The 26,276-nt window shown below is 38.0% G+C and carries 26 protein-coding genes; 18 read left to right on the forward strand and 8 right to left on the reverse strand.

What is annotated here, in order from left to right; genetic code table 11:
- The first annotated feature begins 23 nt into the window (after positions 1-23).
- The 3 genes from ACQKMH_RS08780 (at position 24) to ACQKMH_RS08790 (ending at position 3,358) form a co-directional block, all read left to right on the forward strand.
- The gene (locus ACQKMH_RS08780) at positions 24-1,364 is read left to right on the forward strand and encodes an aspartate aminotransferase family protein (RefSeq protein ID WP_427586996.1); all 1,341 of its coding nucleotides are present in this window, start codon (positions 24-26) and stop codon (positions 1,362-1,364) included.
- 489 nt (positions 1,365-1,853) lie between these two features.
- Positions 1,854-2,468, forward strand: a complete 615-nt coding sequence (locus tag ACQKMH_RS08785) for an NUDIX hydrolase (protein ID WP_427586997.1) — start codon at positions 1,854-1,856, stop codon at positions 2,466-2,468.
- Between the two features lie 92 nt (positions 2,469-2,560).
- Positions 2,561-3,358, forward strand: coding sequence for an endonuclease (locus ACQKMH_RS08790; protein WP_427586998.1), 798 nt, complete (start codon positions 2,561-2,563; stop codon positions 3,356-3,358).
- Positions 3,359-3,426: 68 nt separating this feature from the next.
- Here the strand turns inward: ACQKMH_RS08790 and ACQKMH_RS08795 are convergent, their stop codons facing one another.
- The 3 genes from ACQKMH_RS08795 to ACQKMH_RS08805 form a co-directional block, all read right to left on the reverse strand.
- Positions 3,427-4,485 (reverse strand): lactonase family protein, encoded by a 1,059-nt coding sequence (locus ACQKMH_RS08795; RefSeq protein WP_427586999.1) that lies wholly within the window; start codon positions 4,483-4,485, stop codon positions 3,427-3,429.
- Positions 4,486-4,896: 411 nt separating this feature from the next.
- Positions 4,897-6,663: an adenine deaminase gene (gene ade, locus ACQKMH_RS08800; protein ID WP_427587000.1), complete on the reverse strand. Its 1,767-nt coding sequence runs from the start codon at positions 6,661-6,663 to the stop codon at positions 4,897-4,899.
- A 24-nt stretch (positions 6,664-6,687) separates the two neighbouring features.
- The gene (locus tag ACQKMH_RS08805) at positions 6,688-7,155 is read right to left on the reverse strand and encodes a nucleoside deaminase (protein WP_427587001.1); all 468 of its coding nucleotides are present in this window, start codon (positions 7,153-7,155) and stop codon (positions 6,688-6,690) included.
- A gap of 244 nt (positions 7,156-7,399) precedes the next feature.
- On the opposite strand from ACQKMH_RS08805, the gene ACQKMH_RS08810 reads away from it, so the two are divergent.
- The 10 genes from ACQKMH_RS08810 (at position 7,400) to ACQKMH_RS08855 (ending at position 14,324) form a co-directional block, all read left to right on the forward strand.
- Complete coding sequence (locus ACQKMH_RS08810; protein ID WP_427587002.1) at positions 7,400-8,302, forward strand: AEC family transporter; 903 nt, start codon at positions 7,400-7,402, stop codon at positions 8,300-8,302.
- A 240-nt stretch (positions 8,303-8,542) separates the two neighbouring features.
- A complete protein-coding gene (locus ACQKMH_RS08815; RefSeq protein ID WP_427587003.1) occupies positions 8,543-8,953 on the forward strand; it encodes a hypothetical protein in 411 nt (136 codons plus the stop codon).
- 413 nt (positions 8,954-9,366) lie between these two features.
- Positions 9,367-10,095 (forward strand): amino acid ABC transporter ATP-binding protein, encoded by a 729-nt coding sequence (locus ACQKMH_RS08820; RefSeq protein WP_427587004.1) that lies wholly within the window; start codon positions 9,367-9,369, stop codon positions 10,093-10,095.
- Between the two features lie 23 nt (positions 10,096-10,118).
- The gene (locus ACQKMH_RS08825; RefSeq protein WP_427587005.1) at positions 10,119-10,946 is read left to right on the forward strand and encodes a transporter substrate-binding domain-containing protein; all 828 of its coding nucleotides are present in this window, start codon (positions 10,119-10,121) and stop codon (positions 10,944-10,946) included.
- Between the two features lie 108 nt (positions 10,947-11,054).
- On the forward strand, positions 11,055-11,693 hold the full coding sequence (locus tag ACQKMH_RS08830) for an amino acid ABC transporter permease (RefSeq protein ID WP_427587006.1): 639 nt from the start codon (positions 11,055-11,057) through the stop codon (positions 11,691-11,693).
- A gap of 13 nt (positions 11,694-11,706) precedes the next feature.
- Positions 11,707-12,357 (forward strand): amino acid ABC transporter permease, encoded by a 651-nt coding sequence (locus ACQKMH_RS08835; RefSeq protein ID WP_427587007.1) that lies wholly within the window; start codon positions 11,707-11,709, stop codon positions 12,355-12,357.
- Positions 12,358-12,525: 168 nt separating this feature from the next.
- Entirely contained in the window at positions 12,526-12,804 is a 279-nt protein-coding gene (locus tag ACQKMH_RS08840; RefSeq protein WP_427587008.1) for a DUF4190 domain-containing protein, read from the forward strand.
- Positions 12,805-12,914: 110 nt separating this feature from the next.
- Positions 12,915-13,235 (forward strand): type II toxin-antitoxin system HicB family antitoxin, encoded by a 321-nt coding sequence (locus ACQKMH_RS08845; RefSeq protein ID WP_427587009.1) that lies wholly within the window; start codon positions 12,915-12,917, stop codon positions 13,233-13,235.
- A gap of 421 nt (positions 13,236-13,656) precedes the next feature.
- Positions 13,657-14,079 (forward strand): nucleoside 2-deoxyribosyltransferase, encoded by a 423-nt coding sequence (locus ACQKMH_RS08850; protein ID WP_427587010.1) that lies wholly within the window; start codon positions 13,657-13,659, stop codon positions 14,077-14,079.
- A 116-nt stretch (positions 14,080-14,195) separates the two neighbouring features.
- A complete protein-coding gene (locus ACQKMH_RS08855) occupies positions 14,196-14,324 on the forward strand; it encodes a hypothetical protein (protein ID WP_427587011.1) in 129 nt (42 codons plus the stop codon).
- Positions 14,325-14,713: 389 nt separating this feature from the next.
- On the opposite strand, the gene ACQKMH_RS08860 is transcribed toward ACQKMH_RS08855, so the two are convergent.
- Positions 14,714-15,460 (reverse strand): L,D-transpeptidase family protein, encoded by a 747-nt coding sequence (locus tag ACQKMH_RS08860; protein WP_427587012.1) that lies wholly within the window; start codon positions 15,458-15,460, stop codon positions 14,714-14,716.
- A 221-nt stretch (positions 15,461-15,681) separates the two neighbouring features.
- Between ACQKMH_RS08860 and ACQKMH_RS08865 the strand changes: the two genes are divergently transcribed.
- Positions 15,682-16,134 (forward strand): YueI family protein, encoded by a 453-nt coding sequence (locus tag ACQKMH_RS08865; protein WP_427587013.1) that lies wholly within the window; start codon positions 15,682-15,684, stop codon positions 16,132-16,134.
- Positions 16,135-16,227: 93 nt separating this feature from the next.
- Here the strand turns inward: ACQKMH_RS08865 and ACQKMH_RS08870 are convergent, their stop codons facing one another.
- Together ACQKMH_RS08870 and ACQKMH_RS08875 are read right to left on the reverse strand one after the other, a co-directional pair.
- Positions 16,228-17,295, reverse strand: coding sequence for an AI-2E family transporter (locus ACQKMH_RS08870; RefSeq protein WP_427587014.1), 1,068 nt, complete (start codon positions 17,293-17,295; stop codon positions 16,228-16,230).
- An 835-nt stretch (positions 17,296-18,130) separates the two neighbouring features.
- Complete coding sequence (locus ACQKMH_RS08875; RefSeq protein WP_427587016.1) at positions 18,131-19,399, reverse strand: L-lactate MFS transporter; 1,269 nt, start codon at positions 19,397-19,399, stop codon at positions 18,131-18,133.
- Positions 19,400-20,023: 624 nt separating this feature from the next.
- Here ACQKMH_RS08875 and ACQKMH_RS08880 point away from each other — a divergent pair.
- Positions 20,024-21,112 (forward strand): branched-chain amino acid aminotransferase, encoded by a 1,089-nt coding sequence (locus ACQKMH_RS08880; protein WP_427587017.1) that lies wholly within the window; start codon positions 20,024-20,026, stop codon positions 21,110-21,112.
- A 542-nt stretch (positions 21,113-21,654) separates the two neighbouring features.
- Here ACQKMH_RS08880 and ACQKMH_RS08885 read toward each other — a convergent pair.
- Positions 21,655-22,341, reverse strand: coding sequence for a helix-turn-helix transcriptional regulator (locus ACQKMH_RS08885; protein ID WP_427587019.1), 687 nt, complete (start codon positions 22,339-22,341; stop codon positions 21,655-21,657).
- Positions 22,342-22,483: 142 nt separating this feature from the next.
- On the opposite strand from ACQKMH_RS08885, the gene ACQKMH_RS08890 reads away from it, so the two are divergent.
- On the forward strand, positions 22,484-23,371 hold the full coding sequence (locus tag ACQKMH_RS08890) for a R2-like ligand-binding oxidase (protein WP_427587020.1): 888 nt from the start codon (positions 22,484-22,486) through the stop codon (positions 23,369-23,371).
- Between the two features lie 163 nt (positions 23,372-23,534).
- The gene (locus ACQKMH_RS08895; RefSeq protein WP_427587021.1) at positions 23,535-24,746 is read left to right on the forward strand and encodes an iron-containing alcohol dehydrogenase; all 1,212 of its coding nucleotides are present in this window, start codon (positions 23,535-23,537) and stop codon (positions 24,744-24,746) included.
- 142 nt (positions 24,747-24,888) lie between these two features.
- Here ACQKMH_RS08895 and ACQKMH_RS08900 read toward each other — a convergent pair whose 3' ends face one another.
- A complete protein-coding gene (locus ACQKMH_RS08900) occupies positions 24,889-25,140 on the reverse strand; it encodes a small, acid-soluble spore protein, alpha/beta type (RefSeq protein ID WP_427587022.1) in 252 nt (83 codons plus the stop codon).
- Positions 25,141-25,377: 237 nt separating this feature from the next.
- Here ACQKMH_RS08900 and ACQKMH_RS08905 point away from each other — a divergent pair, with 237 nt between their 5' ends.
- Entirely contained in the window at positions 25,378-26,112 is a 735-nt protein-coding gene (locus ACQKMH_RS08905; protein WP_427587023.1) for a YqcI/YcgG family protein, read from the forward strand.
- The last annotated feature ends 164 nt before the right edge of the window (positions 26,113-26,276 follow it).

Raw genomic sequence — 26,276 nt, forward strand, 5'->3', positions numbered from 1 at the left:
TTATTTTAGGAGGAGTGTGGCTTATGCAGGTTGAAAAAAAGGGTCAGGATCTTAAAACGACGGATGGGAAATATATTTGGCATCATATGAAAGGGGCTGAACCGAACCCTGGGACAATGGTGGTCCAAAAAGGGCAAGGAGCATGGATTACCGATATTGATGGGAATCGGTACCTAGATGGGATGTCAGGTTTATGGTGTGTCAACGTTGGTTACGGTCGGACTGAACTTGCGGAAGCGGCATACGAGCAATTGAAGGAACTTCCTTATGCCCCTTTAACGAACAGTCATATCCCGGCTATTAAACTAGCAGAAAAGTTAAACGATTGGCTTGGCGGGGATTATGTCATTTTTTTCTCCAACAGTGGTTCAGAAGCAAATGAAGCTGCTTTTAAAATAGCTCGCCAATATCATAAGCAAAAAGGCGAACATGGACGTTATAAAATCATTTCCCGCTATCGCGGGTATCATGGGAATTCAATGGGAGCCCTGGCTGCTACTGGGCAGGCACAACGGAAGTATAAATATGAACCACTTGCCCCTGGATTTCTTCATGTATCGCCACCGGATTCTTACCGAAACCCAGAGGATGAAAGCGGTGAAAAAAGTGCGGCGGAAATTGATCGTACCATTACATGGGAATTGAACGAAACGGTTGCAGCGGTCATTATGGAACCAATCATCACTGGAGGTGGAATTCTGATGCCACCTGATGGATATATGAAACGGGTCAAAGAAATTTGTGAGAAAAATGGTGTCCTTCTTATTGCCGATGAGGTTATTTGCGGTTTTGGGCGAACAGGAAAGAAATTCGGCTTTATGAATTACGATGTAAAACCGGATATCGTCACAATGGCTAAAGGGATCACCAGCGCTTACCTGCCATTATCCGCGACAGCAGTCAAACGTGATATTTATGAAGCATACATTGGTTCTGATGATTATGACCGCTTTCGACATGTGAATACATTCGGTGGTAACCCTGCTGCATGTGCAGTAGCTTTGAAGAATATTGAAATATATGAAAATGAAAAACTGATAGAACGGTCAAAAGAATTAGGAATTCGTTTTTTGCAAGAGTTTGAAGAAATCAAATCTCATCCTAATGTTGGAGATGTACGTGGGAAAGGTATGCTGGTAGGAATCGAACTAGTGGAAGATAAACAGACAAAACAACCGATAGCTCTCTCCAAAATCAATAAAGTAATTGCATCATGTAAAGAAAAGGGGCTTATCATCGGTAAAAATGGTGATACAGTTGCAGGTTTCAATAATGTCCTTACTCTTTCTCCCCCATTAAGCATTACAGAAGAAGATTTCTCTTTCATCGTAGCGACGGTAAAACGTACGCTGGCTGAATTATAAAATAAAAAACCTTTTGGCCAAGAAGTTTAGTTATTTTTATAAGAGTCTTTATGTGTAACTGTTGTTTTTTCTTAGCGCTTTTTTATCTCCTTGCACCGTTCAAAAATTTGTACGGTGTTTTTCCTGTGGATTAAAGTCTATGGGTGGCCAAAGATCATCGGATTGTCCATACATCAATTAGATTATTATAGAGGTTAATGAGTAAAATAAATTCGATTCAATGATTTTAGTAGGAGAGCGGTTTATGCGTGGAATAACATTTTATTCATGAACTGTGACTTTTTCATTATGCAAAGGGGTAGTTTAAAACTAAGGCAATTCTGGATGAAAGAATTCAAATGCTGGGTTCCCCTGCGCAATATAGAGAACCTATTGGAATCGTTTTCCTTGATTAGTTTTAACGGATGTTTGAAAATGGAATGATAAGGAGTGGGTGAAGGTAAACCGATCTCATATCGTCAATATTATCCGTCAGAAGAGGTGTGGGAAATGAACAGTGAAGATATATCAAAAAAACTCAATTTACATAATCCTGAAATTTTAGGGAGTGGGAATTTTTCCAAGTATGCTGTATTGGTGCCGCTTATAGAAAAAGAAGACGGAATCCATGTTCTTTTTGAAGAGCGTTCACACAAACTAAGGAGGCAGCCAGGGGATATCTGCTTTCCTGGTGGGAAAATCGACAAATTTGACCATGATGAGCAGGCGGCGGCCCTAAGGGAAACACATGAGGAGCTAGGTTTGAAAAAAGAAGATATCTATAATGTCTTTCCAATTGATTATTTGGTATCCCCTTTTGGGATGATTGTATATCCTTATGCAGGATTTGTCCGTAACCATCAACGGATAATGCCTAATCCCGCTGAGGTAGAAACCATTTTTACGGTACCGCTTTCCTTTTTCATGGAAAAACCGCCAGAGATCTATCATGTGAATTATAAAATCGAACCGCATGAAAACTTCCCCCATGATTTAATCGTTGGCGGGGAGAATTATAAATGGCAGCCCAAACAGATGGAAGAATATTTTTACTTATATAACGATCGAGTAATCTGGGGGATGACAGCCAAAATCCTTACTCATTTTATTGAAATTCTTCGTTAGACCCTTCTAAAGCACCTTTTTTTCTCATTTGATTTCTATTAAACTTAAATTATGGTAAAAGTTAGGTTTAATAGAAGCGGGGGGATGAGTGGATGAATAATAGTTTTGAAGTACTTGAAAAAGAACGGGAAATGGCAATGGCTGCACTTGTGAACTACAGTGAAAATCGCGAATACTACAATGAAACCGAAGATCAGGAACTTAAGCGAGTATACTACCAAGATGGTTCCTTGGACCGAGGTGACTTGAAGGACCTACTAGTAGCCACCCATAAAAACCAGCTTAACTACTCACCACATCGTCATGTTTACCCTTGGGTGGACTTGCAGGAAAATGGCAAACTGAAAAGTCTGTATTCCGGTAAAGGGATGGATCCTGTGAAAGTCATTGAGGAAGATATTCGGATACTTGAAATGTTGACAAAAGGAGTCCAATCAACGAAGAATGAGGACATGCTCGTTAACTGTGAACATGTCGTACCTCAGTCATGGTTTAATAAAAAAGAACCAATGAGAGGGGATTTGCATCATCTGTTCGCCTGTGAACCAACTTGTAATAGTAGCCGAGGTAACTATCCGTACCATGATTTTGAAGATTATAAGCCAGAGGCATCTGCTGCAGGCATAAAAGAAGGTTGCGGGAAATCAGAGGAAGGCAAATTCGAACCTGAATACGGCAAAGGTGTCGTAGCTAGGGCAACCATGTATTTTTTACTCAGATATGAGGGAATCATTGATACCAGCAAAGTTAACATGGCGCTGCTTCTGGAATGGCATCGGCTTTTTCCGGTCAGCACGTATGAAAAACATAGAAATCAAGCGATACATGAAATTCAGGGCAACCGAAATCCATTTATTGATTTCCCTGAAATGGCGGAGAAATGGAGCTAAAAAACGACTTATGAAAAAAAGGATTGAAGCATGGTTACATGCTTCAATCCTTTTTTATAATAAGAGCTTTAGAGGAATTTAACGCAAACAGGAAAGGGAACTTGAATATCTTGTTGCAATAAAGTTAATTTTCCACTATTTTCATTCCGAGAATAAAGTGTCAGGTTTCCGGATTGTTCATTTGAAGCAACCAGGAATTTTCCGCTAGGGTCGATTGAAAAATCACGCGGCCAATGTCCTTCGGTAGAAACAAGTTCGACGAATGTTAGTTTGCCTGTTTCTTGATTGATTTTGTAGACGGCAATACTATCATGTCCGCGGTTTGCTGCATATACGAATTGCCCGTCTTCAGAAATATGAATGGCACTTCCTTGGTTATTTTCCTTGAAATCTTCCGGTGTGGTCCGAACCGTTTGTAATTCAGAAAAGCTCCCGGTTTTACTATCGAAGCTTAAAACAATGACTTCGGGTACAAGTTCTGCCATCACATACGCGAATTTTTCGTTTGGGTGGAAGGTTAGGTGCCGCGGTCCGCTGCCTGTCGTTACAGATAAACTGTTTACTTCTTCCAATATCCCATTATGTAATTTATAGGTTATCACTTTGTCGATTCCGAGATCGACTACAGCAATGAATCTTTCATCCGGTGTGAAACCAGCGAAGTGAGTATGCGCCTTTTCCTGACGATCTTCATTCGGTCCGTGGCCTTCATGACGAATGGTGGATGCTACAGGCATTGGGGTCGCATCGTCCTGAAGCTGATATGTTTCAATCAGACCTTCGCCATAGCTGGAAGTGACTAAGACTTGTTTCTTGCTGTCAACACTAATGTGGCAGGAAGAACCATTGGGTGTCAGTTGCTTGCCAAGGTAAGTAAGCTCACCTGAATCTTCATTAATGGAATAGGCTGAAACACCACCGCTTCCTGCTTCTTTTAAGATGGCGTATAGATTCTTTTTGTCCTGGCTGATTGTGATATACGTCGGATCGGTTAATTCTGCTGCAAGAACCGGTGTACTGAGTTTTCCTTCCGCTGTATCTAAAGTAAAGCGGTATATGCCCTCGCTGTTCCCTTTTGTGTACGTTCCAATATATCCAATTATGGCGTGTTGATCATGTTTTACCATATTTATCTCCTCCAAGAAAGATTTGTGTTTATTTTATATTTTAACATAGATGGCATCCATTTTATTCTTTTCCCGGTTCAAGTTGAGTTGGAACCTTTTTTTATTTAGAAAATTTTGGGGTGAATAAGAAAATCCCCCTAATAGGGGCAGAGTTTGTAGACAAAAGGGTTTATAAATTTTAAAACAAAGTTGATTGGAACAGGTGTGCGAGACTTCTGCGGAAAAACCGTGTCCAAGGAAGACCCCGCAGGCGCAAATAGCGCAGAGGGGGGATCCCGGACCGCCCGCGGAAAGGGAGTGCCTGGAGAGGAATTCAATGTTCACCATTTAAAACCCTTCAAAAAAACTGTAGGGAAAATCAAATATTATCGAGTTTGTCTACAGTCTTCCCCCTTTTCTAGGAGGGCAGATTTACTCCATATTATCGACTGGTACGGCTTCGATAGGAACATGCGTAAACTGAGAAACGGAAAATAAGCCCTGAACCGTCAGTTTAATTTCCGGAATGACAGGTAGCGCCAAGAAAGCGAGTGTAAGGAAAGGGTTGAAATTCCGGTTTGCACCGAGTTTCAATAGGGCTCCATCGATACATTTCAATGAATGAACTACATCCAGATATGTACATTCACTCATCAATCCAGAAATAGGTAGCGGAAGGGAGGTGAGTATAGTTCCATTTTGAATGACGACCAATCCACCCTGCATTTTTTTTATTTCATTTGCTGCCATAAGCATATCTTGGTCATTCGTACCCGCAATGATTAAATTATGGGAATCATGGGAAACCGTCGAGGCAATAGCACCTGATTGCAAACCGAGTCCTTTGACGATTCCAAGACCTATTTGATTAGTCATATGATGCCGTTCAATAACAGCAAGTTTAATATGATCAACCTGTTCAGAGAACAGGAAATGATCGTCTTTTAGTTTAACTGGTTCAATTGAATGTTTTGTAATCAAACTGTTAGGTGTTATTTCAATAATATTAGCCAGAGCCAGATTACCTTTGAAGGATATCTCCAAATCCTTTTCCGTCAATTCATGAAATTTAACAGAGTGCCTTAAACCATCGTCAATAACTTGTTCCTTTTCTGCCGGAAAGTTAAGTAATCGATTATTTTGAACAATAAGTTCCCCGTCTTTAAAGACCGAGTGGATGGTGACTGAATCAAGTTCCTCTAATAGAAGGAAGTCTGCCTTGTATCCAGGCGCTATGGCACCGTGTTCTTTTAAACCAAAACATTCTGCAGCGTTAATGGTCGCCATTTGAATGGCGGTAATGGGTGGGACTCCTTTTTCAATGGAAAGGCGAACGTTATGATCGATACTTCCTTCAGCTATAATATCATCCAGGTGACGGTCATCTGTGACGAATAAACAACGGCGGGAATTTTTCTCGTTGATGGCTGGAACCAGGTTTATTAAGTCTTTGGCAACAGTTCCTTCCCTGATCATTAGATACATTCCTTTTCGTAGTCTTTCTTTTGCCTCTTCCACTGTAGTGCATTCATGATCTGTTTTTATGCCGGCACTGGTATAAACATCGAGTTGTTGTTCACTTAATCCAGCCGCGTGGCCATCAATGCTTTTGACAAGTTTATTAGCATCGTATAATTTTTGCAGCATATCCTCTTCGGCATGTGAAACGGCAGGGAAATTCATCACTTCGGCTAAACCAAGCACTCTCGGGTTTTGGTAAAAGGGAAGTAAATCTTCGCTTTTTAGGACAGCACCAGAATGTTCAAACTCCGTAGCTGGTACACAAGATGGCATCATGAAATAGAAGTCGAAAGGAAGCTGATCAGATTGTTCTAACATATATTGAATGCCCTTTTTACCAGAAACATTGGCGATTTCATGAGGATCTGCAACAATGCAGGTCACTCCGTGTAAAAGGAGGATTTTTGCGAGTTCAGAAGGCCGAACCATTGAGGATTCAATATGGACATGACCGTCAATGAAAGCAGGGGCAACGAATTTTCCAGTAGCATCGATTTCTGAAATTCCCTCATAACTCCCGATGCCAGCGAAAAAACCATCTACAATTGCAATGTCGCCTGAAAAGGTCTCACCATTGAATACATCTATGATTCGAGCGTTTTTAATGACGCAATCTGCAGGTATAGTCCCTGCAGCCACGTTTATTCTTTTTTTAAGCAAATTTTTTATCAAATGCAAACCTCCTTTGATAACTATTGCAGATTAGTATTTCACTTTTTCAACATAGGTCTCCCAGGTCCGGAAAGGTAAATCATGGTTACTGAATGACATTTGTTCCATTTTTATGGAGCGGTTTTCCATCGGTATGGCAAGTTCTTGGTATATAAAGTGGTCATCAAAGCCAATTCGTGCAGCATCTTCCTTAGTACATGCATAATAAATGGCTTTTGGACGGGCCCAATAAATTGCACCGATGCACATGGGGCAAGGTTCGCAGCTTGTGTATATTTCACAATCAGTAAGCTGGAAGCTATTGAGAGTTCTGCAAGCATCACGAATTGCCTGTACTTCGGCGTGAGCTGTAGGATCGTTGGCAGTTGTCACATTATTACATCCTCTTCCTATAACTGTGCCATCTTTAACGATTACAGCACCAAATGGTCCTCCGTTCTTTGCCAATACATTTTCGTGTGCAAGTCGAACAGCCATCTCCATGAATTTTATATCCATATAACAACACCCCTTCGTATATTTATAGTTTAAAAGTTCGGTGTTACGTTTAGTCACGTAAATATAATAAATAATATACCATATTTAGGTGAAAATGGAATGTTGTTTCCTGAAAATAAAGAAAAATCATATAACGTTAGAATACATGACATTACACCAAGGGCTGCGTTTAAAAAATTTTTACAAATAATATGAAAACTGATATTGTAAGAAGAAAATCATTAAGAGTATGAAGGTGAAATGTATGGGGTTTTTGGGAGTGCTTTTACCGATATTCGGTATTTTTGTTTTAGGGTTCGTCGGTCAGAAAAAGTTTAATCTTGATACGAAATCCATTTCCACAATGGCATTATATTTAATGTCACCTTTTCTTGTGTTCCGAACATTTTATTCCGCAGAATTTACGATTAATTATCTTTACCTGTTCTTATTTACGATACTACTCTGTCTATCTCTTATATTGGCGGTCTATATCATATCTTTTTTCCGTAATTATTCTGTGACTGAAACGAGCGGCATGATATTGGCTTCCGCATTCATGAATAACGGGAACTACGGAACACCAGTCATTTTCCTTTTATTCGGAGCAGCAGGACTCGATTATGCAATCATCCTTATGGTAGGCCAGCAGTTAGTGATGTGCACGATCGGCATTTATTTCGCAGCGAAGGGCAGCCCGGAAGGTAATGGAGTTAAAACTGCGCTAAAAGCAGTGTGCAGGATGCCAACTGTGTATGGTGCCATTGGAGGGACGGTTTTTCAGTTTGTGAACATACCTCTAAGCAATTCGGTTTTGGAAGCCATTAACCTTGTGGCAAGTGCGGCGATTCCAACGATCATGATTACTCTTGGGATGCAACTTGCCAACATTTCGCTGAAAAAAATTCCTTATCGAAAGCTATCGGTTTCACTTCTGCTTAAACTTGCCGTCTCACCGGCCATTGCTTTCCTCTTATCACTTGCTTTGCCAGTGAATGAAATGGTCAGGCATATCATGATTATCGTAGCTGCCATGCCAACGGCGGCTAACACTACGATGTATGCGCTCCAATTCAATACAGAGCCTGAATTCGTTTCAAGTGCTACATTCATAAGTACATCATTAAGCCTGATTACCCTTCCAATCATCTTTTTCTTCGTTTTATAAGAGATTACCATTTAAAATATGTGGGCAAACTTATTGAATAGACAATAGTGAGTGGACAGGATTCGTGAATATCTTGCACTTCCCGGTTACGGGACGAACTAGGGAGATTGGAATTCATTAGAATGTAAGGGTAACAACGAAACTAGTTTTAACAGTTTATAATAGTACTCAGTTAAGCTTGCTTTTATTACATTTCGTTCAGCTGGCTCAGCCATTGTACTAAATTGGGGGAGGGATTTTGTGTTTCAAACAAAAATTAAACTATCTAATCCTGAAAAGATTGATGCCATTTTGAAGAAAATCGTTCAAGAATCCTATGATGAGGCACTGGAAGAAAAACTTCTGCTTTGTATGGAGTGTGGCGATGTTGATCTTTATATCGCATCTTCAAATAATGAAGAACTTCAAGATGCCATTAATGAAAATTTTGAAATTGATGAATGTGGTGAAATTATTAAGGTTGATGAACATCAAGAACTGATGGATGATTTATTCGATTATTTCCAAATCATACATAAGGAAAGTGATATGTTTGATTTTTTTCCTGCAGGCATATATTCGATTGCTGGGGAAAGTCGTGAATCCGATACGGATATGCTTGCACCAAGAGGCTTATTTTCAGCGCCATTTGAAGATGCTATAAATGAATAAAAAAGACAGCCATTGCTGTCTTTTTTTTATTGTTCATTATATATATGTGATTTTTAGCCTCCATAAGGATTACGGGAAATAAATACTTTTATATTTTAATAAAAGAAGTGTTCATGAAAAATCGACTTGAATATGAATATAATATCATTTTTAACAATTTAAAGTTTATATGGTAATTTTAAGCAATATTAGATATAATTAAAAATGTGAATATTGAATAAATTATTTAAATTACTAGTTTAAAATAACAATATAAAGTTGCCTTTTCACTAACGTTTCGTTTTAATTGGGAAATAATAACTTAAGATAGGTTAAATACATAAGGTGAGAGAATGATAGTTTATACATGTTAAATTCTGATTATTATAAATTTTAAGTTTAATAGGATTGATTATGGGGCAGGGAGGCTAATTATGATTGTTTTTAATCAAGTGAATAAGTATTTTGGTGACTTTCAAGTTTTGAAAGATATTAACCTGACAATTAATAAGGGGGAGGTGGTAGTTGTCATCGGTCCGTCCGGGTCAGGGAAAAGTACACTGCTTCGATGTATTAATCGCCTAGAGACCATTTCTGAAGGTTCCCTTTCCATCAATGGTTTAAATGTCGCGGATAAAAAAACGGACATAAACAAACTGCGTCGGAATATCGGTATGGTTTTCCAGCATTTTCACCTGTATCCCCATAAAACAGTGCTCGAGAATATCATGCTTGCTCCGCGGAAAGTTTTAGGACAATCCGAAGCGGAAGCGAAAAAGATCGCACAAAAGTATCTGGAGAAAGTAGGGATTGGAGATAAAGCAAATTCCTTTCCTTCTCAGCTTTCAGGAGGGCAGCAGCAACGGGTTGCCATAGCTAGAGGTTTGGCAATGGGGCCTGATATCATGCTGTTTGATGAACCTACCTCAGCCTTGGATCCAGAAATGATCGGCGAGGTACTGGATGTAATGAAAACACTTGCCCATGAAGGGATGACGATGGTGGTGGTCACGCACGAAATGGGATTTGCCCGAGAAGTGGCTGATCGAATCGTATTCATGGACGAAGGCAGGGTTTTAGAAGAGGCAACACCGGCTGAGTTTTACGCGAATCCTCGTGAGGAGAGGGCCCGTTTATTCCTCAGCCGTATATTAAATCATTAAATAAAAAACAGGGGTGATTTTTCATGTTGAAGAAAAAGAAATGGTTGAAGGCATCTTTGCTATCCCTACTTGCTGTCATTTTATTAGCTGGTTGCGGCGGAGGGAAAAGCACGGACGAAGGTAAAGAGGGTGGAAGTAAGGAAAGTGGTAAAGATGTCCTTGCACAAGTGAAGGATAAGGATGAGATTGTTTTTGGGGTTAAAAATGATACAAGATTATTCGGTTTGAAAAACCCAAGTACTGGTGAAGTGGAAGGCTTTGATATTGATATCGCCAAAGCTCTTGCTGCTGAAATTCTTGGTGATGAAAATAAAGTTAAATTTAAAGAAGTGACTTCAAAAACAAGGATGGCATTGTTGAATAATGGGGATATCGATGCGATTGTAGCAACCATGACCATCACGGAAGATCGTAAAAAAGAAGTTGATTTCACTGATGTTTATTTCGATGCCGGACAATCTTTGTTGGTCAAAAAAGGCAGCGATATAAAGGGTATTGATGATTTAAAAGGTAAAAAAGTATTGGCTGTAAAAGGCTCTACCTCTTCCATAAATATTCGTGAAAAAGCACCTGACGCACAAGTGCTAGAATTTGAAAATTATTCAGAAGCGTTTGCCGCACTTAAATCCGGGCAGGGGGATGCATTGACTACGGATGATTCCATCCTTTATGGAATGGCAGATGAAGATCCAAATTATGAGCTTGTTGGCGGAACATTTACAGACGAGCCGTATGGAATTGCTGTTAAAAAAGGTAATGAAGAATTTGTTGCCGAATTGAACAAAGCGCTAAAGTCACTTAAAGATTCTGGCAAGTATGATGAAATCCATGATAAATGGATTAAACATTAATTCATTTTACCAAATATGTACGGATAAATGACCTTAAAAACATTTGAACATTTTTGTATGTGAGGATGAGCGATTTGCTCATCCTTACTAGTTAAAGGAGTGTATGCCGTGCTTGATTTCTCCATTTTAACAGAGAATATGGATATGTATTTATTAGGCTTTAAAAATACGATCATGTCGAGTTTAATCGCGCTGGTAGCAAGTTTGATACTTGGTGTGTTTGTTGCTATCATGCGGATTGCGCCGATAAAGCCTCTAAACTGGCTTGGAACCGCCTATGTCGAGTTCATTCGCAATATACCTTTATTGATTATTACCTTTTTCTTCTTTCTTGGTCTAAAACTAAGTGGATTATACGCAGGAACCTTAGCCTTAACCATTTACACTTCATCCTTTATAGCTGAGGCCATTCGTGCTGGCATCCTTTCCGTTCCTAAAGGCCAAATGGAAGCTGCCCGTTCATCAGGACTGACATATGGGCAGGCAATGAGGCTCGTCATTTTGCCACAGGCGGTCAAAATAGTCATCCCTCCACTTGGAAACCAATTTATCAATCTAGTTAAAAATTCTTCCATTTTAGCCGTGGTTGCAGGACTTGATCTCATGTACCATGGAGATTTGATTTCTTCAAGGACATTTGTCGTGTTCGATGTCTACATTTTCGTTGCAGCGTTTTACTTAATACTTACCATTCCTTTAAGTCTTGGCGTTGGTTATTTAGAAAAACGTCTGGCTAAGAGTAATTGAGGGAGGATAAGATATGGATTTTGCAGGTGCTTATTCACCGGATAATCTAAAGTTTTTATTAGAGGGATTTTGGGTAACGCTCCAGGTAGCTTTTATATCCATTATTCTAAGTTTCATTATTGGCGGGCTAGTGGGTATAATACGTTACGCAAAGGTGCCGGTTTTATCACAAATATTAGCCTTGATTGTAGAAACGGTTCGTAATTTACCGTTGTTATTAATAATATTCTTTACGTATTTTGCCTTACCTGAGGTACGGATAAAATTAGAAATCATTCCAGCAGCTATCGTTGCCTTGACAATTTTCGAGTCAGCCATGCTTTCCGAAGTCATTCGAAGTGGTTTGAAATCTGTTGATAAAGGCCAAATGGAAGCTGCCCGTTCATCAGGCTTGAGCTATACACAGGCATTGAAATACATCATCCTGCCCCAAGCGCTGCGCCGCATGGTTCCTCCTATTGTCAGCCAATTCATTTCTTTGTTAAAGGATACCTCTTTAGCGGTTGTCATCTCATTACCGGAGCTGACACATCATGGACAAATTATCTATGGCCAAAGTCAAAAGTTTTTGATACCCATCTTAATCCTGGTTGCTCTCATGTATTTCATCGTTAACTATAGTCTGTCTTTAGTAGCACAGAGACTTGAATTGAAACGAACTTAACAAAAACGACTCATTTATATGAGTCGTTTTTGTTAAGTTTGAGGTCCAGTGCATGTATTTCTACAGCATAAGAGGCAAGGAATCATGAATACTTAATAAGTACATAAAAAAAGAATCTTTTGCTTTCAATAACCGTATATATAAGCATAAGAAAGAAGGTGGAATAATATGTCGGAAATGAAAACGAGCAATAGCAAAGCGATCGTAGCCCTGATCCTGGGGGTATTATCCCTGCTTATTCCAGTCTTAGGCATCATAATAGGAATTGTAGGATTAATATTTGCATCGAAGAGTAAACAAGAAATCAATCTTAGTGGGGAAACCGGGAAGGGATTAATGACAGCTGGAAAAGTGTGCAGTATTATTGGAATAATCTTGAATGTTATCATGATTTTGATTTTCCTGGTGTTTTTTACTTTTATAGTAAATGAGGGAACAACATTTTGATTGTATATCTAAACTTGACAATCAAAGAAAATATCAGTTAAACCTATTTTTAATGAAATTGTATGCTATAATTAACTTAAAATTCTAAATATTCAAGAAGGGATGATATTTTGACCATTCAAATCTTTGAGTATCCAGCTGTATTCTATTATGAAAAACACCCGTTGATTATTGACTCTTTTTCCGTTCAGGTTTGTTTCCCGGACTTTAAGCGAAAAGGATTTATTTCATCAGTTAGCGGTAAGAATCGGATAGATGCTCTAGCTTGTGCTCAAGAACTGTTGGAAACCATGGTCGAACATTTTATTCACGATAAAAAGACAATACCAGATGCAACTGAAATGGAAAAGGTAAATCTTGATAGGGGAATTAATATATGTGAGGCAGCCCCATTCCGAATTGAAATAGAAAATATCACATATGAAAAATAAAAAAACCTTGCCGAGTAGGGGACAAGGTTTTTATTTTGGATTTTTGAAGGATCTGAATCTTTTGTTTAAGGGACATTCAGTTATTTTGGAATGAAAAAGAAAAAACGCTTACGACCGGACAGCGACATCCGTTGATCAGAAAAATTAGTAAAGGGATTACATAAATTAATTTAAGGCGAAGGTACTTGTATTTGAATCTAATTGAGTACTAATGCAAGAAGATCCGTGAATATCATATTTTGAAACATTAAACCGTCATTACTTGTATAGGGTGATGGTTTTGTTTTGCCTTAGTGACTGTGACTTATATTAAATTTTTTTATTTTTGGGGAAAGGATATTGAGTTCTTTATAACGAATATGTATAGTATAGGTAACGTAGGTAAAAAGTATCAATAGTTATAGATTTAGGAGGTGTGTGTGTGAAATATTATATAGCATCAGACGAAAAAAACAAGAAGCAAGTAAGGTCATTGATTAAGAAATTGACTTCAAAAGGGTTTACATGTGTGAATGACTGGAATTTAATTGCGGATGATGAAGATAATCAAATGACAGAAGGAATAGAGGATTATGAAAAAAAGGGGATTGAGGAAGCTGACTTTATGTTAATCTTCCTGACAGCCGGAAAAGGTAATCTTTCTGAGCTTGGATATGCGCTTTCGTTAAATAAGAAAATCGTTGTATATTCACCAGAGAAAGACAATTATCATATTAATAAAAAATCAATTTTTCATAATCTGCCCGAGGTAACCATTTGCAGCGGGACATTGTATAAGCTGGTTAAACTGATACATACGCTCGCTCCGGAAGAATCTGAAAAAAACGGTTCATTTGCACCGTAAATAAAATGTCAAATGTGGAAATTAAAAGGCTACCCTCTAATAAAATATCTTTTGAACGAATTGTATAACATATTAAAAATGAGGGTAAAGACCAATTAAAAAAGGGGAGGACTGTTTTGGCCATTATTGATATAGACCAACTATTGCTAGCTACTGAGGAGATTGCAGAAGAATCAGCTCCATTCCATCTTGATACATTTGACATTGATCAGCTTTTGGATAAAACGGATAACTGGAATTGGTAAGGTAAAGCATGCCCTGTGAGGATATGCTTTTTTTCTGAGGGAAAAATAACCTGATTACTTGTAACAGTAATCAGGCGATGAGGATGTTAAGTAGTGGATAAACTAAAACTTGCGTCCTTTTACGAATCCTAAAATCACAAACATCGCAATGGTACCGATAACAAAAGTTGCCTTAATGATCATTATGAGAAGTTCATCGTACATTTGTATTACCTCCTTGTATGTAATGATGGACAGTGCGATTATGATTAGCTGTTTATGTATAAATTATAACATAAAGCTTATAAGCGATGGTGGAAAATTACTGTAAGTATGGATAATAAAGTATCGATTGTTATAGTTTAGACAAAAAAAGATATCCTCCAATAAGAGGATATCACTAGCATCTATCATTTAATATTAAGCGCTTTTTTCGTTTGAGGTCCGACGACCCCATCAGCCGTAAGATTTTTTGCTCTTTGAAATTTTTTTACTGCTGTTTCGGTATTTTTCCCAAATGACCCATCTATTCCTTTCGTGCTGTATCCAAGTTCAGTTAATCTTTTTTGTAGTTCACTTACTTTAGGACCGCTGCTTCCTTTTTTTAAATTTGAGTTGGGATTGTGTACAGGGAGACTAGAGGATCCAGTAACCTTATATCCATTCGTGGCAGCTATGGAAGCAAATGATTTATTCGAACTGGCTATTAAGACTACAGTGTTCATTCTCACCCTATCATACATCCATTGAACATCCTCGTTATACATGCGAATGCAACCGGCACTTATATATTTCCCGATTGATTTAGGGTCATTATTGCCATGTATTGCATACGTATTACCTGGTGTATTTCGTGCATTTATCCCCAGCCATCGTTTTCCGAGAGGATTTCTTGGGTCACCGCCTCTAATGTTGCCTTTATAATAAGGACGATTCACAATCATTGTCACTACCTTGAACTTTCCTTCTGGAGTATAGGAGGCCTTCTTTCCTGTCGCTACGAGAAACACCCTCACTAATTTATCATTTTCATAATAGGCCAGCTGATTATTGGCTTTATTGATGATAATCAGTTGTCTAGGTGCCGCACTTGAAGAATGACTGAACCCAACAAAACTAAAGACGAATATCAATACACATACAATCAGTTTTTTCATGTTTTTCCCCGTCCCTTTTTTAAGCAACCTCATATTCACGCATATACTATCCTATGCATGAAGTGAAGTAGAAGTGACAATTTTTTAAAGGAAGGGTAGACTAAAAAAGGGAAGAGCTGGCCCAAACTAATTTTCACATGTTTGCTTTCCTAAAGATTGGTGGGCACTGTTTGTGGCCACATTACATACATTATTGAAGTGAAAGCGGAGGTGGGTAAGCATTGTCACGCCTAAAAGTGGAGGACTATCTAGAACAAGGGATTTATGGTCCTAAAGAAATCAAACCTGGTGAACGAAGGGAATTTCTGGGCACATTACGGGAGCGCGTCGTGATCGTCCTAAAAAAAAATCAAGTATTTGAAATGAATGTATATCCGGAAATTGAGCAAATGATGAAGCGGCATCCCCGTTCAAATTTGTTTTTAAATGGTCAGATGGACTATCAACATCTTGGGAAATATATTAAATTGGCTATGAGCCATAATATTCCTTACAAAATTGTCCTAAACAAAGACCATAACTCCGAATTGGGTCTAGTATTAGCAGAAAGTAATGCCATAAACAAAGAAAAAATATATATAGAGAAGCAAAAACAAGTGTTTGAAGTTAAAAAAAAGAGGAGTGTCAAATCGTTTTTCAAACGATGGGTTAAAAAAATCTTGAACAAACGCTAAGAGATTCATCAACGCGTAAATTAAAAAGGAGGCCTATCCACTCAAGGGTAGGCCTCCTTTTATTGATTACGTAACAGGGATCATATAGCCATTTTATGTAACCTTCTGTCTTAATCTATAAAACTTCCTAAAGTTACCGATTATCGTTTTTACTACGGAATAAGTAGGAATAGCTATTAAAATGCCAATGAAACCGTATATCGAACCTGCAGCAAGCAACAATAAGATAATGGTCAATGGGTGTATGTTAAGACGTTTTCCCATAATGTTCGGTGTAACCAAGTGCCCCTCGACTTGTTGAACGACAGTAAGGACAATGAGTACTTTCACTGCCAACCCTATGTCTTGCTGAAGGGCAATGAAAAGGGCAGGGAGAATGCTTATTAACGGTCCTAGAAATGGAACGACTGTAAAAATCATGGCGAAAAGGGCTAGTACGAGGGCATAATCAAGATCAATAATTAGGTAGCCCACATACATCAAAGTCCCAATTACGATGGATACGATGAATTGACCGATAATATAAGTTGAAAGTGTTTTATCGACGTCTTTTAAAATTTTGTTTCCCTCTGGTTCAACATCTGTCGGAATATACTTTAATAGAAATGGTCTAAGTTTTTCTCCATCCTTCAAGAAATAAAATAAAATGAAGGGAGTAATGACCAAGACTGTTAATACACTAGTAATCGTGGAGAAAATAGTACTGACATTCACCAAGAGTTTTTCAGAATAATCCTTCAAGTGTGTAACGACATTTTCCTTCAAATCATCAGTGTTAACCATTCCAAAATCATTTTTTTCAATCATGACTTCAGACTCTTTAGAAAATTCCTTGACTTTGCTCGGTAATTTTTCGGATAATTTTTGAAATTGATCCACAATTACAGGGCTTCCAAAATAGCATCCTGTCCCAATCAAACCAAATATTATCAAAAAGACAGTGAAAATGCTTAATGTCCTAGGGATAAATTCAGTCAAAAAGTTAACGACTGGTCGTAAAATGTAATATAAAAGACCAGCCGCTATAATAGGGAAGAACATAGCAGCCACGACTTTTTGTATCGGTAGCAGAACATAATCAATCTTACCAAGTAAAAATATAATGATAATGATCAAAATAATCGCGCATGCATATTTAAAAAACGGTTTATTGATCCACAAGAAAATCCCCCCTCATTCCAGTCTTTATTTAATTCCCTGAATCGTCTAGATATTAAACTTTTTAACAGATTAAGCTGAGTTTTATTAGTGAAATAATGACCTATCTTTAAAAGGAGTGTACTTAATTCAATTTTGAATCAATTAATGAAGTACTTAGCTGACCGATAACAATAGGCAAAAAAATGCTTTTATAAAAAAGATGGAAGGCTACGAAATTCCCATCATCGGAAACGTAAGAAGAGAACTCCATTGATAGAAAACAAGGGCTTCATGATCATGAAGCCCTTGTTTTAAAATATTATTCATTTTGCTATTTCTAATGTTTACGTGCAAAAGCTCCATAATAAATACCGCCTGCAAGAATGGCAGCACCGTCAACTGAATTGCCTGGAATACGGGGAATGAAAGGTCGTGAACTATACACTTATTGCGGGGTATTACATCTCACTTTGCTCCTTTTTTTCATAAGTTTCAAAAAGTTGAAAATGTATATAGTGGTGTTTGCTCACTAGCATAACAACTTTATAAATGTTAAAAAAGTTATGATGAAATAATAAATTTGCGATTTTTTAAAACTCTTGGTCGATCCTATGTTGTGCATTTATAAATGCGAAGTAAATTAGCAAGCTCCAGTACTATATTATTTTCTGCAATCATGGATAAAATGATGGTCACAAAACTTTTCGAGGGAAAAAAAGGTGTAATATTGTATGTTGCTTTCATGGTCCGATTCATTTGTCAAAAATATAATTGAAAAGGCATCATCATAGTTAACTCCGAGTGTGGAAGTTTACTTGATAATGCCTTTATATTAGCTTATAAGAGCTGGTTTACATTACGATATTTTACTTAATGTATTCTTTAATCCCTGCTTCTGATCTCTTTGCATTTTTTTAATGTCTAAACGTAACCAGATGGAGATAATGAAAGCAATCGTGATTAATACAGCGAATACATAAAAGACTGGAATGTAGCTGTTTGTGCTTTCTCTTATTGCAGTAACCAACATTGGTCCGCAAACTCCACCAAGAGACCATGTAGTTAAAAGGTAACCGTGGATGGCTCCAATTTCTTTTGTTCCAAATAAATCCCCTGCAAATGCAGGAAGATTAGAAAAACCTCCGCCATAACAACTAACGACTAACAAGATAAGTCCTTGGAACAAAAGTGTGTTTGTAGTAGTTGGAAGTAGTAGGAACGCCCCGATTTGAATGATAAAGAAAATGACGAAAACATTTGGACGACCAATATAATCCGAGGCTGCAGCCCAGCCAAGTCTGCCTCCACCATTAAAAATTCCCATGATTCCGACTAATGTTGCTGCTCCGGCTACAGATAATCCAACTACATCTTGGGCCATTGGAGAAGCGACAGAAATCATCATGATCCCTGCAGATGTATTGATCAGTTTCATTGACCATAGCATCCAGAAATGTTTAGTTTTAACCGCTTCCTTTGCAGTTAACTGTCTTAGATCTTTCTTCAGTTCTTTCTTACCTGACTCAATATCTTTCTTCATGCCTTCAGGCAGCCAGTTTGCCTTTGGAGGTGCAATATAGGAAGCACCTAAGAACATAAGAATGAAGTAGCCTGCACCTAAAATATAATATGTAGTATAAATGCCAACGGATTCCATAAGGCTTGCAGCGACTGGGGCTGTTATAAGAGCTCCGGCACCGAAACCTAATACAGCCATTCCTGTTGCTAATCCCCTGCGATCGGGGAACCATTTGACTAGTGTGGATACCGGTGAAATGTACCCGATTCCCATACCTAGCCCACTTAAAACCCCATATGTTAATAGGTAAAGTGGCAGTGAATCAATCATTACAGCTAAACCAGAGCCAGCTTGCCCTAAACCGAATAATACGGCTGCAACCAATGCTGATTTTCTGGGACCATTTTTTTCTACGAATTTCCCAAAGAAGGCTGCAGAAGTTCCTGCAAGCGCCATCATTATTGTGAAGGCTAAAGTGACTTCAGTTTCTGACCACCCCATAGTCTCAACCAAAGGCTTTTTGTATACGCTATATGCGTATGCTCCACCAATGGAAAGGTGAATAGCGATTGCGGATAAAGCAATTAACCACCTGTTTTTTGTCATGTTGTTACCCCTTTTCGTCAAAAATAAGAAAGTTGCATGCATTTTATCTATAATATAGTAAGTTGTATGCATTTTATCTATCTTGTGGAATAAGTATATAAGAATATTTTTTACTAGTAAACTACTAAATTAATTTTATCTAAAAAAATTGTCGCTATATTCTAGAATGTAATAAAATTTGAAATATTGCCAAAATCAATAGTGATCCATTTTTATGGATTGATGAAATTAGATGAAAAATGGTAAAAAGGCAATGATATGACTTGTTAATATGGTTTAATCCCAAAAGGGTCATGGTATATAAAGTCAATTAGTTCATTATTTATAAGTGGATTTCTATTACATTGGCATTATTGCAGATGATTTGTTAAAATAAACAGAATGACTGGGGTTGGGTAATCGAACAACCGGAATTGTTATTTATTTGAGTGGTTTTAGGAATAATCAGTTCTTTTTTCAGGAATCATACGTAAGGAAATCAAAAAAATCCCAAATATTTTGAAAAAATTCCGAAAATTTAGTCTTAAGGGCTTGAACTATGATTCCTGATAGGAGTAAACTAATTATAGATAGATTTTATGGAAGTGAAATCTTGTAAATTTTATTCAACAAGGAGTTTTGGTAATGAAGGAACATGACATGCAAATCACGCTTAGTACAGCAAAGAAAGAAAAACCACAGGCGGACCAGCTTGAGTTCGGTAAGCAGTTTACCGATCATATGTTTATTATGGATTACACACAAGGGCAAGGGTGGCATGATCCAAGAATTGTTCCTTATCAACCGCTCACATTAGAGCCTTCCGCGATGATTTTTCACTATGGTCAATCTGTTTTTGAAGGATTAAAAGCATATGCAACACCAGAAAGTGAAATTATTTTATTCCGTCCTAAAAAGAATTTTCAACGTTTAAATAGTTCAAATAGTCGATTATGTATCCCGGATGTCGATGTCGATTTTGCGTTGAATGCTTTAAAAACTTTAATTAGCGTGGATAAAGAATGGATTCCTCAGGAAGAAGGGACATCTCTATATATCAGGCCTTTCATCATAGCTACTGAGCCTTATCTTGGAGTTTCCCCATCAGATAAATATCAGTTCATCATCATCATGTCACCTGTAGGTTCTTATTATAAGGAAGGCATTCACCCTGTTAAAATAGCAGTTGAATCAGCTTTCACACGTGCAGTGAATGGTGGTACGGGAGAGGCTAAAACAGGTGGCAATTATGCATCAAGCCTCAAAGCCCAGGAAGTATCCGAAAAGCTCGGTTACTCTCAAGTTCTTTGGTTAGATGGAGTGGAGAAAAAATATATTGAAGAAGTTGGAAGCATGAATGTTTTCTTCAAAATTAATGGTGAAATTATCACACCAGCGTTAAATGGCAGTATTCTTCCTGGTATTACTCGTGATTCCATTATAGAATTGCTGAAACATTGGAATCTGCCCGTGACAGAAAGACGCATTTCCATGGAAGAAGTTTATGAAGCCTATAAATCAGGTCACTTGGAAGAAGCTTTCGGAACGGGAACAGCAGCGGTAATATCTCCAATTGGTGAGTTTTTGTGGAATGGTGAAGAAATGGTGGTTCAAAGCGGGGAAACTGGCGAACTATCTAAAAAGCTTTATGATACATTGACAGGTGTCCAAACAGGCAAAATTGCTGATGAGCTAAACTGGACTACGAAAGTGGAAGAAAAAGTTACCCAATAATACTGAAGGTTTCAGATAAGGTTTCGGAATGAAGTCATTCCGAAGCCTTTTTGATTTTTTATTGGATTTATGTGTATGATCTTTTGTTACAATCATCCTACTACAAAACCGGAGGCAGTAAGGAATGAATAAGCAAACTGTTTTGTACATTCGTCTTTGAGCGTAGTACCTCTGGATTGGTTACTTTCACTTCTTCCTTATCGAACTTTCTGGAGAGATTCGCCTTTTTTCGTGATCTTCGCGATCTTGGTTCAACTCATTTTGGAGACGTTTCTTGATATGACTGTAAGGAAAAGGATTCTTATCTAAAGGAAAAACAAAGTTGATTGAAACGAAAAGGGCGAGACTCTTGCGGGAAAAGCGCGCCAAGGGAGACCCCGAGGCGCAAAGACCGCCCGCGGAAATTCCCGGCAATGTTCAATTTTACACCCCTCAAAAAAAACTGTAGGCAAACTCAATTATTATCGAGTTAGGCAGTGTCTTTGCTTTATAAGTTTGTCTAGTCTGAAACCTTCATTAAAGGTTCTTTTGTTTATTCCCTTTTACATAATCATTTTTTGTCTTAAAGCAACAGCTACTGCCTCAGTCCGGTGTGTGACCCCTAATTTCCTGATTGCAGAAGAAATATGATCCCTAACGGTATATTCACTTACTCTCATTTTTGGTGCCATTTGCTTTATTCCTAAACCATTAGCTAAGTATTGTAAGACTTCCACTTCACGTTTACTTAGAAGGTAAGTGGGAGAAGCGAAATCGATTGTTGAACTTGCAGCAAGTTTCAAATAATGGGAAAGCTTCATTAAATCATTCTTGGTAACAGGCTCGTCAGCATGTATAGGGTCAACTAGAACTAAGCCAATGACCATATCGTTCACGATTATCGGGATGATTGCCAGTGAAGAGAGGGCAAACCTTTTAACATATTTCGCAGGGATGGAGGATTTCGTATGTTGGATTGTTAAGTATATGGGTTGGTTATTGATGACTGCCTGGTGAATGGGGTATATATCATGTATATTTTCTTTAACATTATGTAATGAAAAGATATCTTCACTTGTACAGGCACATATTCCTTCACCCATTCCTGTTAAGCATGAGTAACTGAATAAAGATGCTCGTTGAAATGAAAAAAAATCCACACAGCCCCTTACTATCATTTGTGTTTTATTTGCCATATCATTTTGATGGGAAATCTTTTTGACATGATTCATCAGAGTTTCCTCAAGCATTCGACATTATTCCTCCCTACATTTTCAGTGCTAGGATAAATACTACTAATATCTTACAATGAAATGAAAACTCTTACAAATTTTTAAATGATTCCTTAGTGGTTCAGAAATTTAGCATTCCTAAATTCAAGGAGGCAATAAAATGAAAAGAGAGACTTTATCGACCACCACCCGGAGTTTTAGAGAAGATACCCTTCCATTTAAACTTTATCAAAAGGCCAAGAAATTCGGTATTTGGAATCCTCGTGATATTGATTTCGGCCAGGATAAAGAAGATTGGAAGTCATTTACCAATATTGAAAGGGAAGTGTTATTACGGATCATTTCCCTTTTTCAGGGTGGAGAGGAGGCCGTGACTTTGGATTTGCTGCCGCTCATTATGACGATTGCCAAGGAAGGCAGGATCGAAGAAGAAATGTACTTAACGACATTCTTGTTCGAGGAAGCGAAGCATATGGAGTTCTTTCGTTATACATTAGATCAAATTGGTGAAACAGGTGATCTGACGGTCTATCACTCAGACACTTATAAATCCATTTTTTATGAAATATTGCCTGAAGCAATGGGTAAACTTTTAACCGATCAATCCCCTGAAGCAATGGCGGAAGCAGCCACGGTTTATAATATGTTTACCGAGGGAGTTCTTGCGGAAACAGGATATTTTGGGTTTTATCAAACACTCGAAGCAAATGAAATGATGCCTGGCTTATTAAAAGGTGTGGGTCTTTTGAAGAAAGATGAATCACGCCATATTGCTTATGGGACATTCCTGCTGCAAAGAATTATAAGTGAACATCCACATATTTTTACGCAAGTCGAGAAGAGAATGGCGGAACTTTCACCATTGGCCATCCAGTTAAATACAGAGGGATATGATTTGTTAGGCAATCCATTTGGTCATGACAAACAGGCTGTGTTGAATTTCACGATGAAACAATTATCAGTAAGGATGGAGATTTTGGCAAGGGCAAAAGGAAAGGGGATTGAAGAAATCTATCGAAGTACCGAGATGGAATATGGCGTCTTGTAATGAATGCCTGAAGGTTACGTTACAAACCTACCGTGATGTTTCCAGTAATTAAACATCGATGGATGATCTGCTGAATGCTTCTATGTTAAAGCGAATATTGAACTTGGACGCACTAATTGTACAACCTTATCTTAAACGTCTAATTTATCAGAGGTGAAAGAAGATGGCAGTAAATACTCATTCTAATTTTTGGTTAAGGTCTTCGGTTTACAGTGGTGCTAATACACGTTCACTCATTCCGGAACTTTTTATTGGGCTTGGAGCAAAAAGGATTCTTCTCGTAAGTGATGAAGGTTTAGAAAATGCAGGAATCGTTAAAAAAGTTGCCAACGTTTTTGGGTCATCAACTTTGGGGAATGGGGCGAAAATAGTAGGAGAATTTCTCGAGGTTACACAAGATGCAGCAAGTAATTGTGTAAACGAAGCATTGAAATATGCACGCGAAGTGAATGCAGATGCGATACTTGCTGTTGGTGGCGGAAGTGTCATAGATACTGCGAAAGCATTGAAATATGGACTATATAAAGGAATTTCCGATATAAACGATGCAATCCCAAATGGATATCTGTATGAGGGTGTCCCAAAAGCGCAACCAATGAATATACCGCATATCACGGTTGCAACAACAGCAGGGACCGGTTCAGAAGTATCTCCGATTGCTGTTATATATAATGAACATAAAAAAGTAAAAATGAATATATACAATGTCTTTTTAAGCTCGGATGTGGCCATTCTGGATCCTGAGTTAACAGTCGGATTGCCACCTAATATCACTGCTTTTACTGGTGCAGATGCACTGACACATGCGATTGAAGCGATTGTTTCACCTGCTGCAACATCAATAACAGATGCTTATGCATTTCAAGCCATTCGAGTTATCGAAAAAAATTTACCAAGGGCAGTAAAGAATGGAAGGGATATTGAGGCCAGAATGGAAATGCTGCATGGGAGCATGATGGGAATCACCGCTTTTTGTAGTGCATTAAATGCGATACCGATTCATAACTTTGCCCACGCATATGGAGCTTTATTCCGTATTCCTCATGGATTGGCCAATGCTGTTTTCCTACCTGTTGTCATGGAGTCCATTCCAGAGTTATATCTGCCTAAGATACATCTGATAGCGGAGGCCTTTAAAGTGAAAATCCACGATGAGGATGCAAAAGGGATACTGGCGAAAGTAATTGAAAAACTGCGTATCTTCCTGAATGATCTTGGCCTGTCTTCTGGGTTCTGTGACTATGGTGTTACCCAATTGGATTTGGAAAGAATCCTTACAGCCGTCAAGACGGATCCGGCTGCCGCTAATTTTCCGATATCATCCGAAATAATACTGTCAATAGCTTCTCAAGTTTCACCTGTCAGAATAAATTAAATTAAAGCAAAAAGGGCCTGCCAACTCGGTTGGCATTTTTTGCTTGCATTATCCCTACGGTTAAGTCCTTTCCTGCTGAAGGAAAACGAACATCCATTCTTTAATGTTTGCAGCCATGATCCAAATAAGATCACTTTTGTTATTATTTTTTTCCCAAGTTTTCCTGAGCCATTTTAATAAGTTCTTTAACCATGCTTCCACCCAACTTTCCGCCTATTTTTCCGTTTTCTTTCGCTGTCAATAGACCGTTATAGTCTCTTTTCAACGGTACGCCCATTTCTTTTGCTGCTTCAAACTTTGCCTCTTCTGGATTTTTCGTACCAGCAACTTTGGCCTTTAAATCATCAAGTCCTTTTCTTGCTTCTGGTACCAGGATTCTTTTTCTTCTAGCCATCAAGCATCACTCCTAAGTTTTTTTTAGTTTACCCTTTGGTAAAGAAAATGATTATCACAAGATTGTTGATTTTAGTTGAATTTCCCGAATAAGCAATCATTAAAAGTAAATTAAGAAATATGCTTATGTAAAGAGAAGTATGGTATTTACATATTGATTGAGGTGATATGTAGTTGGAGAAAGTTTTAGTTTATTTTAAGCGGGTAATAAATAGTAAAAAGATTAAGGAGAACAGTGATGCAAACTGCAAATTCTAGTTTATTGACGAAAGAGGATATGACAAATCCCGCTCGGGTGCCACAATGGCTAATTAACGAATATCAAACTTTCCATAAAACAGTGACGGATAAAACATTTCCTTGTTATTTTGGTATGAAAGCTGAGAATAAAGGGGAACTTCGTTATGCGTATATCACACAGGAAGATTGGACCAACCTCCCAAAGGCCGTGGAAAGCTTTCTTGAGTTATTTCAAGAACCACCATACATCAGGCATGGCCTGTTTGTCTTTATGGAGCCTGAATCGATTGAAGGGGATATAGAACTTTACCGAAAACGATTTTGGGATATTCTGCAATTCCTGCATAATGAGGATAAGAAACCTTGGCCTATTGAAAAGCCTAAAGATCCTGAACATTATTTATGGGACTATCATTTTGCAGGTGAACCCATTTTTGTTTTTGGAAACGCACCTGCTTATAAACAGCGTAAAACCCGTGATTTAGGAAATAGCCTTGTTCTTGGTTTCCAACCCCGTATGATCTTTGAAGGTTTAGAAGGAACGGAAAAAGGCGGTATCATGTCACGTGAAAAGGTCCGTGAACGGGTGGGAAAATGGGATAATCTCCCTAAACATCCTGATATCAGTCACTTTGGTGATGTAAACCATAATGAATGGAAACAATTTTTCATCGGGGATGATATTGAACCGATAAAAGGTCAGTGTCCCTTTCATCATAAAGAGTTAACTTAAACGAGAGCAAATTGCTCTCGTTATTTTTTTTGCAGAACTAAAATTAAATGGAAGGAAGGGGGGAATCCAGGACAAACATTATTGCAAATTCGAAAAATGACCCTTAAAAATAAAAAACTTTATGAGAAACATATTTCTTGCCTTATTTGAATTTCAGTCATATA

Source organism: Peribacillus sp. NPDC097895 (assembly GCF_050277555.1).
In the GTDB taxonomy this organism is placed as follows: Bacteria; Bacillota; Bacilli; order Bacillales; family DSM-1321; genus Peribacillus.